This is a genomic window from Pedobacter sp. GW822-FHT03F06 (assembly GCF_058801365.1).
In genome coordinates this window covers 108944-123975 of record NZ_JBXANE010000012.1, presented here as the reverse complement: position 1 = coordinate 123975, position 15032 = coordinate 108944, and the positions used below count along the sequence as shown (strand labels likewise).

Below are 15032 nucleotides of genomic sequence, written 5' to 3'. Positions count from 1 at the left end.
TAAGCGCATGAGTTTCATTTTAAAACCTGTTGATATCGTTGAGAGCATCACTCCCGAAGATTTTAAGAAAAATTATCTGAAAACTAAACGTCCGTTAGTAATCAGGGGCCTAACCAAAGACTGGCCTGCCAGAGAAAAATGGACGACTGAATATTTAAAGGAAATTGGTGGCGAGCTTGAAGTTCCACTTTACGACAACTCTAAAGCAGATCCATCAAAACCAATCAATGCAGCTACGGCGCATATGAAATTTGGCGATTACCTTGACCTGATCAAACGTGAGCCAACTGAACTGCGTATATTCTTTTTTAACCTCTTTAAAAAAGTACCAAGTTTAATCAATGATGTAAAAATCCCTAAAGATTTAATGGGTGGTTTTATCGAAAGTATGCCCGCTATGTTTTTTGGCGGCTCCAACTCGGTAACCTTTTTACATTACGATATCGATTTACCGCATATTTTCCATACACACTTTGGCGGTAGAAAGCACATCGTTCTTTTCGACAACAAATGGAAAGACAGATTGTATTGCCTGCCAAATGCAACTTATGCTTTAGAAGATTATGATGTGGCCAACCCCGATTTTGAAAAATTTCCGGCACTAAATGGCGTAGAAGGTTATGAAGTTTTCTTAGAGCATGGCGATACTTTATTTATGCCAACCGGAATGTGGCACTGGATGAAATACCTGGACGGATCGTTCTCTTTAAGTTTAAGAGCCTGGGATCAATCAATTACACGCAAAGTAGCCAGCGTTTGGAGCTTATTTACTCACGGTGCGATAGACAGTTTAATCAAAATGACTTTCAAAGAAAAATACGCCCACTGGAGAGAGAAAAAAGCTGTTAAAATTGCTGAAAGAGCTTTAGCTAAAGGCAGGCCATAGAAAAGTATTGAAAAAGTAAAATACAACGGGGCATCGGTTACGATAGCCCCGTTTTTTGTTATAATTGCGTAAACACCGAGAATTAGAAATCAGGCACCAAAGATGGAAAACAATATCCTTAGCGAAAAAGAAAAAATGCTGGCCGGCAAAGCTTATCGGGCTGGCGGCGAAGAACTCTCTAAAGAAAGATTAAAAGCACGTGAAATTGTTTTCGAGTTTAATAACCTCGCGCCAAAATTTATCAAACAACGAAAAGAATTATTAAAAAGGTTATTCGGAAAAACAGAACGGATGTTTTATGTAGAACCTCCATTTAGATGCGATTATGGCTACAACATTGAAATCGGCGATAATTTTTACGCAAATTTTAACCTTGTTATTTTAGATTGCGCCAAGGTACGCATTGGCAATAGCGTTTTCATTGCACCAAATGTGGCTATTTATACTGCAGGCCACCCTATCCATGCACATTTACGCGATCAGGAATATGAGTGGGCTCAGGAAGTGACCATTGGCAACAGTGTTTGGATCGGTGGAAACGTGGTGATTAACCCAGGGGTAAAAATCGGATCCAATGTGGTCATCGGATCAGGCAGTATTGTAACCAGGGATATTCCGGATAATGTTTTTGCAGCAGGAAACCCATGTAGGGTAATCCGCCAGTTAACAGATGCGGATAAGGATTATTATTACAAAGATTTTAAGTTGGGGGAATAAATAATCGTCCCGATTTGCAATCGGGATGCATGAGAGGGGCGATTTTATCGCAATTAAATTTATTCTAGAGGCTGTATTATAAATCTAGTTTCATTAGAATTGTCACGTTGAGCCTGTCGAAACGCCTTATACAGGTTTGGTAGATCCTTCGACAAGCTCAGGATGACAATTCTATAAGCTTATTGCATTATGATTCCCAATCAAGCTAGGAATGAGAACCCGTTTATATTAGCTACTATGATCAGCAACTACTTTCCATTCTCCTTTAATTTTTCTGATTAGGAGTGTAAAATACCCTTTAAGTTCATCCTTTTCTCGTTTAACATTCCAGCTGCCCAATACAAAAGCCAGATCAGGTTTTAAAAAATCGACTTTTTTAATTCCAAACACTAAAAACCCCATTGCTGCTTTGTCAGGATAGCCCTTTTTATAATTATCCAATGTTTTCTGCCAGCCATAAGTTGGTCCGCTTTTACCTACAAAAAGTAAACTGTCTGATTTTTCATAACCCTGCATAAAGGCCTCAACATCGCCTTTGTTCCAATCTGTACGTTGCTTTTCGAGTAAATTAAGTATGGCCTGTTTATCTTTTGGATTTTGAGCAAAAGCGCTAAAGGAAGCTAAAAACAGTGCAATTACAAGTATTCTTTTCATGGTTATTTAAGTTGAAGTAAAAATTAAAGATATGAAACAAATTATTTTGTTCCATGCGTAAAAATTCTTTATTTACACTTCTATAAATCTCCTATGCAAAATAAAGTAATCACAATTGGCGAAATACTCTGGGATGTTTTTCCAGAGGGTAAAAAAGCTGGCGGCTCGAGTATGAATGTTGCGCTTAATTTACACAAACAAAGTATAGACAGCAGTTTTATTAGCGCAATTGGTGATGATGAAAACGGAAAAGAGCTATTCGGTTTTCTGGCCAGCAATCATTTTGCAACTGATTTGATCCAGGTAAACGCCGAATTACCGACCAGTACGGTGGTGGTGCAGTTGGATGAAAACCATCAGGCCACTTATACGATTAAACAACCCGTAGCTTGGGATGACATCAAAATCAGCGACGAAAACATAGCAGCTGTAAAACAGGCAGATGCCTTGGTATATTGTAGTTTAACCTGCAGGGAAGAAAAATCTAAAAAAACCATTCTTAAACTTTTAGAAAATGCTAAGACTAAAATATTCGACATTAACCTTCGTGCGCCTTTTTATACAAAAGAATTAATTGGGGAGCTTTTGGCAAAAGCAGATATTCTAAAAATAAATGAAGATGAAATTTTATGGGTAAAAGAATATTTTGGCTTAAGTGGTAGTACAGATGAGCAACTTTTAAAACAGCTTTCCAGTCAGTTTAACATTGAAATCATCTGTCTCACACTTGGCGATAAAGGTGCCTGCGTTTTAAAAGAGGGCAAATTATTTAAACACCCTGGCTATAAGGTACAGGTGGCCGATACAGTTGGTGCCGGCGATGCCTTTTTAGCCACATTTATTGCCTGTTACCTACAGGGCTACCCTATGGAAACCACATTGGATAATGCCTGCAAAGTTGGGGCTTTTGTAGCCTCGCAAGCTGGCGCAAATCCGAATTACAATAAAAAGATTTATCATATGGCGTTGGGTTAGCTTTATTTTTTAGCCACGGAAACACAGATTGACACGGAATTTTTATTTCTAAAACGGTGGGTTTTGCGTTAGGGATTGTAAGGGTTCAGTGCCTATTAAGCATCTGTTTTTATTTAATCATGGTATGCTTGCTTGTTTCACAGGTCTTCATCGGTACTGAAGCGAAGCGCAGCCCTGTAAGGCCCGACCCTTGCACAGCTTGGGGAACGCCCAGATCAGTTTGACAGTTTTCAGTTGGAAATTCAATCTGCTTTGGTCTTTCGACTTTTACCTTTTGCTTGTCTCAAAAATGACACCGCGCTTAAATTAATGCAAAGCGAAACTTTTATCTTCGATAAATCGTTAATACAAGCACATGAGAGGTTTTCGTTTTTCTGATTATAAGCCGGGCGATACGCCAAAGGGTGGGTTTGATGAGTTGCTGAAATTATTTAGCGAACTGCTGAATTATACAGCTGGAGATGCAGCAGAGGCTTTAAGCTGGCTGAACGAGCTCGACAAGCAATATAAACTAACCAATAACGATTATGGTATTGGTAATTTTATCGACGACCTGAAAGACAAAGGTTATCTTACGGAAGACAACCAATCTGGAGAATTTAAAATTACAGCCAAAACCGAACAAACGATCCGCAAATCGGCCCTTGATGAAATTTTCGGCAAACTAAAAAAATCAGGCCGGGGAAACCACAACAGTAACCAATCGGGTGTTGGCGAAGAGAAAAATGCCGATAGACGTGAATATAGTTTTGGGGATAGCTTGGATCAGATTGATATGACGGCCTCTATTCACAATGCGCAGATTAACCATGGCATTGGCGATTTCACCTTAACTGATCGCGATCTGGAAGTAGAGGAAAAGGATTTTAAAACTTTAACTTCTACGGTATTGATGATCGATATTTCGCACTCGATGATCCTATATGGTGAAGACCGGATTACCCCTGCAAAAAAAGTTGCGATGGCTTTGGCCGAATTGATTAAAACGAAATACCCTAAAGATACTTTAGACATTGTGGTTTTCGGAAATGATGCCTGGCCAATTAGCGTGAAAGACCTGCCTTATTTACAGGTTGGTCCTTATCATACCAACACCTATGCGGGATTAGAACTGGCTGCTGATTTACTCCGCCGAAGGAAAACGCATAATAAGCAGATTTTCATGATTACCGATGGAAAACCAACCTGCTTAAAAGAAAATGGCAAATACTATAAAAACAGTATGGGTTTGGACAGGAAGGTAATTAATAAAACCTTAAACATGGCTGCCCAATGTAAACGCCTGAAGATCCCGATTACCACATTTATGATTGCCAAAGACCCTTACCTGCAACAGTTTGTGCGCCAGTTTACCGAAATTAATGGCGGAAGGGCTTTTTATAGCTCATTGAATGGCTTGGGCGAATATATTTTTGAAGATTACATTAAAAACAGACGTAAGACAGTTAAATAAGGTAGAGGGCAAAAAGGTGGAAGGTTTAAGGCAAACCCAAAGCCGGAAACACCTACCTAACAAGTCTAAGAAAACATTTTAAACAGGCGAAGATTTAATGGTTGAATGCTGCGCGCTGTAACCCTAAACACTAAACCTTAAACCGATTTTAAAAAGATGCAAAACACCACATTAGGCGAATTAAAAACCACAGGATATAAATCGAGATCTGTAAAAGAAGAGCTTAGGGAAAATCTGATTAAAGTGCTCCGCGATAAAAAAACCGAATTTGAGGGCATTATCGGCTACGATGAAACGGTGATTCCTGAACTGCAAACAGCCATTTTATCGCGCCATAATATTTTACTTTTAGGTTTACGTGGGCAGGCAAAAACGCGTATTGCCCGTTTGATGGTAAACTTATTGGATGAATATGTACCATATGTTGCCGGAAGTGAGATTTTTGATGATCCGTTGAATCCAATTTCGTGGTATGCGAAAAACGAAATTGCCATAAAGGGCGATGATACCGAAATTGCCTGGTTACACCGCAGTGAAAGATACACTGAAAAACTGGCTACACCAGATGTTACCGTTGCCGATTTAATTGGTGATGTTGACCCTATTAAAGCTGCCACATTGAAATTAACCTATAATGACGAGCGTGTAATCCACTTTGGTTTAATTCCACGTGCACACCGCAGCATATTCGTAATTAATGAACTTCCGGATTTACAGGCACGTATCCAGGTGGCATTATTTAACATGCTACAGGAGAAAGATATCCAGATCCGTGGTTTTAAACTGCGTTTACCGCTGGATATCCAGTTTGTATTTACCGCAAACCCTGAAGATTATACCAACCGAGGAAGCATTGTTACACCTTTGAAAGACAGGATTGAGAGTCAGATTTTGACGCACTACCCTAAAACCATCGAAATTTCGCGCAAAATTACTTTTCAGGAAGCAAAATTAACCACCGATCAAAAAGCCAATATTGAGGCCGATGGATTGGTAAAGGATTTAATCGAGCAGATTGCTTTTGAGGCACGCAAAAGTGAATATATCGATCAAAAATCGGGTGTTTCGGCTAGATTAACCATTTCAGCATATGAAAATTTAATCAGCACAGCTGAAAGAAGAATGCTGATTGCGGGCGAGAAAAATACTTTCGTACGCTTATCCGACCTTGCAGGAATTGTGCCCGCAATAACCGGTAAAATAGAACTGGTTTACGAAGGCGAACTGGAAGGACCAGCGCATGTGGCGACAACCTTAATCGGCAAAGCGGTTAAAACGTTATTTGCACGTTACTTTCCAGATCCTGAAAAAGCGAAGAAAAGCAAAACGGCAAATCCTTATACTGAAGTAACCGAATGGTTTACCGAAGGCAATAATGTGGATGTTACCGATGTTTTAACCAATGCACAGTATAAAAAAGCACTGATGCTGGTACCGGGTTTAAACAATCTGGTAAAGAAGTTTCATCCTAAATTAAGCGAAAATCAAACTTTATTGTTAATGGAGTTCGTATTACATGGTTTAGCTGAATATTCGCAATTGAGCAAAAATTATTTAAATGGCGGCTTCGGTTTCGCTGATATGTTTGGCAGTTTATTTAATGCCGAATTTGACGAAGAAGAGGATGAAGACGATTTCAGATAAAATTAATGGAGTTTAACGGATATCTTTTATCGCTGAGGTTAAAACAAGAACACCTTCCTAATGGATATCCGTTTAATATCCCATGCTTAAAATCTTTTGAAAAGTTAGACTTCCATCCCAATGTTACATTTTTTACCGGCGAAAACGGGGTTGGAAAATCGACCCTGATTGAAGCCATAGCGGTTTACCTTGGTTTTAACGCAGAAGGTGGCGGTAAGAATTTCAATTTTAAAAGCACGGCAACACATTCTGCATTGCATAACTTCCTCAGTATAACCAAAGGATTTAAACAAATTAAAGACGGTTATTTTTTAAGGGGAGAAAGTTTTTACAATGTTGCCAGCGAGATTGACAAACTTGATGAAGACGACCCGGATATACCTATATCTTCACCTAAGATAATCGCTTCTTATGGAGGTATTTCCTTACATGAACAATCGCATGGGGAATCTTTTTGGTCGCTATTTATGAACCGTTTTAGCGGCCATGGTGTTTATATACTCGATGAGCCCGAATCGGCACTTTCTGCCACGAAACAAATTGCCATGTTATCTAAAATCAATAATCTGGTAGGCAAAAATGCCCAATTCATCATCGCCACACACTCTCCGATCTTATTATCGTACCCTAATGCCTGGATATACGAAATGTCAGAAAGTAAAATAGCTAAGGTTAAATATGAGGAATCGGAAGTTTACAGGGTTTATAAAGCCTTTTTAGATCATCCTCAACGAATATTAGACAATTTATTTACTTCAAATACTTAATTTAGACAGCTCAATAGAACCTCTCTTATTTTTTAATTTAACTGGAATAACCCGATCGTATGGGAAGACTACCTTTCATCATTGCTGCCTGCATATTCATCATTGCTTTTGATATTTATTGTTATAAGGCCATTATCGCTGTTTTTAAAAAATGGAAACCGACTACTAAAAAAATATTTGGTATTGTTTACTGGACTTATAGCGCACTATTGATCATTGGTGTTTTCTGTGGAATTTACCTCAACCTTTTCCTTACGCTAAGGGCCATTATTCTAGTTGCCTTCTTTTTAACAGTTGCCTGTAAACTGGCTATGCTTCCATTTTTGATCTTGGATGATTTACGAAGGTTATTCGTTAAAATTTTCAGAAGGAACAAAAAAAGTGAAGTCTCAACAGCACAAAATACAACAGCAGAACCCATTTCACGCTCTGAGTTTCTGGTTAAAGCCGGATTGGTGGCAGCAGCAGTACCCTTAACTTCATTAAGCTGGGGCATTATTTCAGGCGCATACGATTATCAGGTACGACGGGTAAATTTAATCCTCCCTAACCTGCCCAAAGCTTTTGACGGCATTACCATGGGGCAGATTTCGGACATCCACTCTGGAAGTTTTTACAATAAAACAGCCGTAAAGGGCGGGGTAGAAATGCTATTGGGCGAGAAACCCGATTTTGTTTTTTTTACGGGAGACCTCGTGAATAACCTGACCAACGAGGTAAGAGATTATCAGGATATATTTTCGAAAGTAAAAGCACCTCTAGGTGTATATTCATCATTAGGAAACCACGATTATGGTGATTACTTTTTTGGCAAAGAATCTTCTCCTGCAAAGGTAAAAAACCTGAAAGATATGGTTGATGTGCATAAAGTAATGGGCTACGATTTACTCATGAACGAAAACCGCAGATTAAAGGTAGATGGAGAAGAAATCGGAATTTTAGGTATCGAAAACTGGGGAATGGGCCGTTTTCCTAAATACGGAAAAATGGAGCAGGCGGTTCAAAATACGGATGATTTACCCGTTAAACTTTTACTAAGTCACGATCCTTCACACTGGCGCGGAGAGGTTTTGAAAAAATACCCGCAAATAGATGCCATGTTCAGCGGACATACCCACGGAATGCAGTTTGGCGTTCGTTTTAAAGCGGCTCAATGGAGCCCCGTGCAATACATTTACAAAGAGTGGGCAGGTTTATACCAGGAGCAAAAACAACAGCTTTACGTTAATGTAGGCTATGGCTTTTTAGGTTATCCGGGCAGGGTTGGTATTTTACCTGAGATCACAATATTTACTTTGAAGAGAGCTTAGTAAATAAAACTCGTCATTTCGACTGATTGCAACGAAATGGAGAAATCTATTCTTAGTGATGTCAGATGTTACCATCTGACATCTATAGAACCGTCAGATGGTAACATCTGACGGCACAATAACATCTGACGACGCAATATAATTATCCCGCGTTAAAGCGATAACCTACTCCTCTAACAGTCTGTAACAATTGTGGATTATCAGGATTCAATTCTATCTTTTTACGTAAGCGCACAATGTGCATATCGAGCGTTCTGGTGTTTACATCAGAGTTGTAACCCCATACCACCAACATCAATTCATCACGGTTAATTACTTTACCAGGGTTGCGCAAGAAATAAAGCAAAATACGGTTTTCCAATATCGTTAACTCAATTTTCTTTCCATCTCTAAACAACGTGTGGATGTTTGGATGATGTTCCATAGTACCAAAACGGTGAATTTCGGCTGTATCTTTATTCACGATAAATTTCACCTTGCTCTCCAACATGGCTACCAAAACATCCATATTAAATGGTTTGGTAATATAATCGGATGCCCCAAAGTTATAAGCGTCAATTTTATCTACATCCTGTGCTTTGGCAGTCATCATAATGATCAGGTTTTCGAAACCTTGCTTACGTGCATTCTCGCAAACTTCGGCGCCCTGTTTACCCGGCATCATCCAATCCAATAAAACAATATCTGGCTGATCGGCAACAATCATTCTTTCTCCAGCTTCGCCATCATTTGCTTCGAGCACAGTATAACCTTCAGCCTTTAAACGGTGGGCCACAAGAAAGCGAAGATTTTCATCATCTTCTACGATTAATATTTTTACTTCTTTTGACATTTGTATGTGTTTTATGTGGTTGTAATGTTGAAACGCTGCAAAGTTCGAATGTTGAACCTAACCTTATCACATTTCAACCTTTAACCTTCCTATTTTAACTATTATAAGGCAGTACAATTTTAAATTCAGTACCGCTTCCTACTTTGCTTTTTACAGAGATTTCTCCCTCCATAAAGTTAACCAGTTCTTTGCAGAATGCCAAACCCAGGCCTACACTGCCCATCTGGTTATATTCATTCTGAATTCTGAAAAACTTCTTAAATATATTGTTTAATTCTGATGCTGCGATACCTATTCCTTTATCGGCAAACCGGAAAACCAGCACCCCTTTGATCAGCTTTGCACTAATGTGTAATTTTTTATGTTCTGGTTTCGAATATTTGTAGGCATTTTCTGCCAGATTATCGAATAAACTCCCCAATAATACCGGATCGGTAATAAAGGTTTTAAAGCCCACCACCTCATAGGTAATTTTGAAATCGGGATGTTTTAAGGTATGCGATTCGATTGTGCTTTCAATAAAATCTACAATATTAACTTCTTCCTGATTGAGTTTAATCGCCTTATTTTCGATCTGTGTAAAGGCCAGCAATTTATTCATTAAACCATTCAGTTTGTCGGCTTCTTCATCCAGTATCTTACCATAGAGCTGCTGCTCCCTCTGGCTTAATGTGGTAGCACTTTTAATATTGTTTCCCGCAATCTTAATCACGCTGACGGGCGTTTTAAACTCATGCGTAAGGTTATTCACAAAATCGTACTGCAGCTTAAACATTTTGCTGTTGATGTTGAGGTTACGGTAAATCAAAAAAGCAACCAATAAAAGCACACCATATACCAATAAAAGCACCAAGGCTATCGGCATAAAGTAAATAAAAATTTCTTTCTTGATGTAAGATCTTGATGAAATGAGGTATAATTTAAAATCAGAAAATGCGCCTGGCAGGGCAATTTCTGTATTGATATTTTCGTCAGAAGTATCAATCGGGTCATAAGTCAATGGTTCAATCCTGATTGTTTGGTACAACAATGGCCTGGTATTGATGATCTTTATTTTATGCGCATCGAGATTAAAAACCAGTACATCTTGTTGATAAACCGGCGCCGGATTTAACTTTCGCCTGATCATATCTTTGTAAGCCCTTAAATCTTCGCGGCGCGGAATATTTAAATAAGTGATTTTATTTTCATTGGAGTTAACGATAGAAAAATTGGTAAAAAGTTCTTCTTGTGTAGGTACCGATGCCGTATCCAGATCCTCAACAAAAGTGGCCAGTTTAATGGCTATTGCATTAAAATCGCTCCCCACATTAAAAGATCTCGTATCGTCTTCTGAATATAGTTTTACCGAATCGGGCTTAACACCTTTGCCAAACTGAAAAATAGATTTAGGGCCAATACCTAAGTGGTTTGCATTGATCCCATCCTTTACCGGAACATTCTTTACTTCTGTATCATAAAAAGTAACCTTCGAAATGAAAGGATACTTTAACATCACCGTATCTACAAACTTTGCTGCTGTAGAAGAATCTAAAAAGCCACTATAATATGAAATCTCGGGCATTTTATTCTGAAAGAAATCATTATAAGGCTTAATGCTTTGCTCTAGCACATTTACTTTCTCAGATACAAAATCGTTCTCAATCGATTTCTTGCTGTAATTAAACGCTAAAAAAAGCGATAGAATAAAAAGAATGGAAATGAGTACAATGAAGGTTATCCCGAGAGAGAAATTTTTACGATATCCACTTTTTTTATCTAAGGCCATACCCTATTTCTTACCTAGATTTTCCTGTAAAAACTCTTCTAATGCTTTGTACAGAGCCGTTCTGCTCTGTTGACGTACTATAGGGTTTGGACCTTCTTCCTTTTCGATATAGGTAACCTGAACATTCCGTTTTTTCAGCTCTTTGATAAACTGAACACCTTCTGCTACGTTAACACGAGGATCTTTAGGATTCTGTGCGATGAAAACAGGCGATTTAAACCGATCGGCATGGAAAACAGGTGATGCAAACCGCATATAATCGGTATCGGCTACCGGATTGCCAACAATTTCATAGTACATCTGCAAATTCGCTTTTAAAAACGGCGGAATGGTTTTCAGGTAACTAAACAAATTGATTACGCCTGAATTTGACCCACCACATTTATAAAGATCAGGATTTTTATACAAACAATTTAATGCGATATAACCACCAAAACCATTGCCATAAATGGCGATTTTTTTAGGGTTGGCAATTTTTTGCGCGATTAACCATTTTACACCATCATTAACGTCTTCCTGGATTTTATCGCTCCACTGCTTAAAACCAGCGGCATAAAAAGATTTACCATAGCCGGTAGATCCACGATAGTTTACCTGCAAAACAGCATAACCACGGTTAGCCAAGAACTGCACTTCTGCATTATAGCCCCAACTATTTCGCCCTGCAGGGCCATTATGCGGCAGCACAACTACAGGTAAATTAACAGGCTTTTTATTTTTTGGCAAGGTTAAATAACCATTAATGGTTAAATTATCTGAGCTTTTAAAAGAGATTGGTTTCATGGCACTCATATCGCCCTGTTTAATAGAAGGGCTGATATCAGTTAGTTTTTTAAGTTTATTCTCACCAACGGTATAGAGGTAATAAGAACCCGGATTTTTATCCGTAAATGTTCTTACCACAAAAACCCTATCCATTTTATCTTTATCCATAATTTTCCATTCTGTACCTGGCAAAAGCCGGTCTATTTTCGAATAGGTAATTTTGGTACTGTCATCAAGGTAATATTTTTCCTTTTTCCAGGTTTCGCAGGTTACAAAAAGCATTTTCTTTTGCGGGCGCGAATATTTTGCATCTACAACGTTTAAGGTATCATTTGCAAAAAGCACCTGTTTCTCTTTACCGCTTTTTAAATCGAGTGCTACTAGTGCATTCTTATCCCTGTTTACATTAGAAATGGCATAAAGTACATTTGGTTGATCTTCTGAGAAGGCAACTGGTTGTAAAGTGGTTTCAAAATTATTGGTAATTACCGGAGCAAAGGCCTGGTTTTCGTTTTCGCGGTACATTAAGGTTTCATTCACGCCGTCGCTCGCTACAGCAATTTTTAGTACCCCCCTGTTATCCGTCATCCATTCGGTAATATTACCGGGATTTTTGGCAGCAATATCCATCTTCCCATTCCGAACATTTAAGCGGTAAACATCAAAAACGGTCGAATCGCGCTTGTTGGATGCAACAATAATGTATTTATCGTCAATTAATTGATCTTCTATTACCCTTAACCTACTTTTCTCGTTGGCACTTAGCTGAACCTGCTTGCTTCCATCTTTATTGATTACGAAAATATCCGATTTACGCTCTTTAGATTCATCTTCAGTATAATAAATCAACTCATTATTGCTGGTCCAGAAGTGGAAACTGATATTCTTTCCATTTAAATGGGTTAACTGAACACTGTTTCCGGTAGCAAGATCTTCAACAAAAAGATCAAGTTTTTTATCATGAAGTTTTAAATAAGAAAGGCTTTTCCCATCCGGGGCAATACGATAATAGGCTTTATCCTGCGTTTTAAAAAAATCATCCACAGGAATAGTATCATTGTTAGTGCCCTTACAAGCCCAAATCAATGCAACCATTAACAATAGAAAAATCCTGTTTAGCATAAATAAATCCTTTACGGGATGACAAAAATAAGTATCACAACAACTTAACCGCGATTTACACCAACAATGTTACTTATGCAATCAATAATAAGTCGTGGGTCAATTTAGTATTTATAAAATTTCTACAAAATAAAATACAGGTAACATTTAAAATACGTTTAATATGAATTGACGGTTTAGCTAAAGATGTATTAAAATGTTACATTTAAAACTTATAATTTAGGGTTTATGAACCGCTTGTTTTTCATCGTATTCTTATTTCTATCGCTTGGGGCCAATGCACAAATCTTTCGCCCCAATCAGCAGATTGCGCCTGATGAAAGTAGTCTGGCTATTCAATATTATCAGGATGGAGAATATGAAAAGGCGGTTGTACTACTGGAAAAACTCTATGCTATTCCCAATAATGAAGCCTATTTCGATATTTACTTTAATACACTCGTAAAATTGAAGCGTTATGATGTGGCAGAGAAAGTGGTTAAAAGGGAAATCAAAAAAAATCCGCAGAGCGATATTTATCCAATAGCATTGGGCAAGCTTTATCAGGAGAAAGGCGATACACAAAATTCAAATAAAATTTTCAGCGATGTGATCAGCAAACTTCCCAAGGATGAGTTCAAGATCAGAAATTTGGCCAACAGCTTTTATCGCTTCGAAAATTACGACTATGCAGTACAAACTTTTAAGCAGGGCAGAAAACTATTGGGCAACGACCAAATGTTTACCTTCGAGTTATTAAATATCTACCGTTTTAAAAAGGATAAAGCCATGCTCATGCAGGAATATCTTGATGCACTTGGAACAATGCCGCAGCTTTTACCGCAGGCTGAAGCCGTACTCGCCTCTATTTTTGAAGATAAAAACGACTATCAAACCTTTCAGACAGCCATTTTAAGAAAAATACAGAAAGAACCAGATGCCGAAATTTATATTCAGTTGCTTACCTGGAATTATATTCAACAACAGGAATTTGATATGGCCCTGCGCCAGTTAATTGCGTACGATAAACGTACTAAGGCTGACGGTGGTACCCTCTTTAATGCCATTTATACCTTTGTTGATAATGGCGCTTACGAAACAGCCATTAAAGCCTACGACTATCTGTTAACTAAAGGAAAGGATAACCAGTATTATCTCCCTTCAAAAATAGAAATGCTGAATACCAAGTATAACCTGCGTACCAATGGAAAATATACAGTTGCCGACCTTGATCTGCTGGCGAAAGATTATCAGGCTTTATTAGACGAAAACGGCAAGAACAGGAACACACTTTTTGCCATAAAAAAACTGGCAAACCTGCAGGCTTATTATTTAAATCAACCCGGCAGTGCAGAAAAAGAACTGGAAGAAGCGATAAAAATGCCTGGCATTAACGATCAGGACTTAGGCCAGCTAAAACTCGATTTAGGCGATATTTACATTTTAACCAACCAACCCTGGGAAGCTTTTTTAGTGTACGAGCAGGTGAGTAAACAGTTTGAAGGACAACCCGTAGGAAATGAGGCACGTTTCAGGAGCGCCAAACTTTCCTTTTATCAGGGTAATTTCGAATACAGCAATGGTCAGTGTTTGGTTTTAAAGGCGGCCACTTCGCAGCTTATTGCAAACGATGCCTTGAACCTGAGTTTGCTGATTAACGATAACATTCAAACCCCCGCAGACAGTAATGCTTTAAAAATGTATGCTGATGCAGAGATGCTTTTATTTAGAAACCTGCCCGAACGTGCTGTTAAGAAAATGGATAGCATTGCGATAGCCTTTCCGCAAAACAGCTTAACCGATGCGATAATGATGAGTAAAGCAAGGATTTTCATCAAGGCTAACGATTTTCAAAAAGCGGCCGATATCCTGAAAAAAGTAACGGAAGATTTTAAAGATGGTATCTGGACAGATGATGCCCTTTTTACCTTAGGCGATCTTTATGAAAAGAAATTGAACGACATTGCGCAAGCCAAAATTTATTTTCAGAAACTGATTACGGATTACCCGGGGAGTATGTTCAGTGCCGAGGCCAGAAAAAGATTTAGGAATTTACGCGGAGATGGAGTTTGATTGGTTCAATGGTTCATTAGCCATTCGTAATGGTTAATCAGTTAACTGAAAACTACCAACTGAAAACTGGCAACTGGTTAATTGATG

Annotated in this window: 12 protein-coding genes; 8 read left to right on the top strand and 4 right to left on the bottom strand. The window is 38.4% G+C overall.

Going from position 1 to position 15032, the window contains the following annotated elements; genetic code table 11:
• Window positions 1-7 precede the first annotated feature (7 nt).
• Together AC1RJ8_RS20055 and AC1RJ8_RS20050 are read left to right on the top strand one after the other, a co-directional pair.
• A complete protein-coding gene (locus tag AC1RJ8_RS20055; protein WP_029274179.1) occupies window positions 8-886 on the top strand; it encodes a cupin-like domain-containing protein in 879 nt (292 codons plus the stop codon).
• Between the two features lie 102 nt (window positions 887-988).
• Window positions 989-1603 (top strand): sugar O-acetyltransferase, encoded by a 615-nt coding sequence (locus tag AC1RJ8_RS20050; protein WP_492955323.1) that lies wholly within the window; start codon window positions 989-991, stop codon window positions 1601-1603.
• 228 nt (window positions 1604-1831) lie between these two features.
• Here AC1RJ8_RS20050 and AC1RJ8_RS20045 read toward each other — a convergent pair whose 3' ends face one another.
• Window positions 1832-2257: a YybH family protein gene (locus tag AC1RJ8_RS20045; protein WP_492955322.1), complete on the bottom strand. Its 426-nt coding sequence runs from the start codon at window positions 2255-2257 to the stop codon at window positions 1832-1834.
• A gap of 93 nt (window positions 2258-2350) precedes the next feature.
• On the opposite strand from AC1RJ8_RS20045, the gene AC1RJ8_RS20040 reads away from it, so the two are divergent.
• The 5 genes from AC1RJ8_RS20040 (at window position 2351) to AC1RJ8_RS20020 (ending at window position 8406) form a co-directional block, all read left to right on the top strand.
• Window positions 2351-3232, top strand: coding sequence for a carbohydrate kinase family protein (locus tag AC1RJ8_RS20040; protein WP_492955321.1), 882 nt, complete (start codon window positions 2351-2353; stop codon window positions 3230-3232).
• 355 nt (window positions 3233-3587) lie between these two features.
• Window positions 3588-4685, top strand: coding sequence for a vWA domain-containing protein (locus AC1RJ8_RS20035; protein WP_131030386.1), 1098 nt, complete (start codon window positions 3588-3590; stop codon window positions 4683-4685).
• Between the two features lie 156 nt (window positions 4686-4841).
• Window positions 4842-6329: a magnesium chelatase gene (locus tag AC1RJ8_RS20030; protein ID WP_492955320.1), complete on the top strand. Its 1488-nt coding sequence runs from the start codon at window positions 4842-4844 to the stop codon at window positions 6327-6329.
• A gap of 5 nt (window positions 6330-6334) precedes the next feature.
• Window positions 6335-7096, top strand: coding sequence for an AAA family ATPase (locus AC1RJ8_RS20025; RefSeq protein WP_492955319.1), 762 nt, complete (start codon window positions 6335-6337; stop codon window positions 7094-7096).
• A 59-nt stretch (window positions 7097-7155) separates the two neighbouring features.
• A complete protein-coding gene (locus AC1RJ8_RS20020; RefSeq protein WP_492955318.1) occupies window positions 7156-8406 on the top strand; it encodes a metallophosphoesterase in 1251 nt (416 codons plus the stop codon).
• A 142-nt stretch (window positions 8407-8548) separates the two neighbouring features.
• On the opposite strand, the gene AC1RJ8_RS20015 is transcribed toward AC1RJ8_RS20020, so the two are convergent.
• From AC1RJ8_RS20015 to AC1RJ8_RS20005, 3 genes are all read right to left on the bottom strand, one after another.
• Window positions 8549-9238: a response regulator transcription factor gene (locus AC1RJ8_RS20015; protein WP_492955317.1), complete on the bottom strand. Its 690-nt coding sequence runs from the start codon at window positions 9236-9238 to the stop codon at window positions 8549-8551.
• A 94-nt stretch (window positions 9239-9332) separates the two neighbouring features.
• Window positions 9333-11006 carry a sensor histidine kinase gene (locus AC1RJ8_RS20010; RefSeq protein WP_492955316.1) on the bottom strand — a complete coding sequence of 558 codons (1674 nt, stop codon included), beginning with the start codon at window positions 11004-11006 and terminating at the stop codon, window positions 9333-9335.
• 3 nt (window positions 11007-11009) lie between these two features.
• A complete protein-coding gene (locus AC1RJ8_RS20005) occupies window positions 11010-12893 on the bottom strand; it encodes a S9 family peptidase (protein WP_492955315.1) in 1884 nt (627 codons plus the stop codon).
• 228 nt (window positions 12894-13121) lie between these two features.
• On the opposite strand from AC1RJ8_RS20005, the gene AC1RJ8_RS20000 reads away from it, so the two are divergent.
• Window positions 13122-14945 (top strand): tetratricopeptide repeat protein, encoded by a 1824-nt coding sequence (locus AC1RJ8_RS20000; protein ID WP_492955314.1) that lies wholly within the window; start codon window positions 13122-13124, stop codon window positions 14943-14945.
• Window positions 14946-15032 lie beyond the last annotated feature (87 nt).

Coding starts and splice junctions, on each gene's coding strand:
- AC1RJ8_RS20055 (WP_029274179.1), top strand. CDS start 8: ATGAGTTTCATTTTAAAACCTGTTGATATCGTTGAGAGCATCACTCCC.
- AC1RJ8_RS20050 (WP_492955323.1), top strand. CDS start 989: ATGGAAAACAATATCCTTAGCGAAAAAGAAAAAATGCTGGCCGGCAAA.
- AC1RJ8_RS20045 (WP_492955322.1), bottom strand. CDS start 2,257: ATGAAAAGAATACTTGTAATTGCACTGTTTTTAGCTTCCTTTAGCGCT.
- AC1RJ8_RS20040 (WP_492955321.1), top strand. CDS start 2,351: ATGCAAAATAAAGTAATCACAATTGGCGAAATACTCTGGGATGTTTTT.
- AC1RJ8_RS20035 (WP_131030386.1), top strand. CDS start 3,588: ATGAGAGGTTTTCGTTTTTCTGATTATAAGCCGGGCGATACGCCAAAG.
- AC1RJ8_RS20030 (WP_492955320.1), top strand. CDS start 4,842: ATGCAAAACACCACATTAGGCGAATTAAAAACCACAGGATATAAATCG.
- AC1RJ8_RS20025 (WP_492955319.1), top strand. CDS start 6,335: ATGGAGTTTAACGGATATCTTTTATCGCTGAGGTTAAAACAAGAACAC.
- AC1RJ8_RS20020 (WP_492955318.1), top strand. CDS start 7,156: ATGGGAAGACTACCTTTCATCATTGCTGCCTGCATATTCATCATTGCT.
- AC1RJ8_RS20015 (WP_492955317.1), bottom strand. CDS start 9,238: ATGTCAAAAGAAGTAAAAATATTAATCGTAGAAGATGATGAAAATCTT.
- AC1RJ8_RS20010 (WP_492955316.1), bottom strand. CDS start 11,006: ATGGCCTTAGATAAAAAAAGTGGATATCGTAAAAATTTCTCTCTCGGG.
- AC1RJ8_RS20005 (WP_492955315.1), bottom strand. CDS start 12,893: ATGCTAAACAGGATTTTTCTATTGTTAATGGTTGCATTGATTTGGGCT.
- AC1RJ8_RS20000 (WP_492955314.1), top strand. CDS start 13,122: ATGAACCGCTTGTTTTTCATCGTATTCTTATTTCTATCGCTTGGGGCC.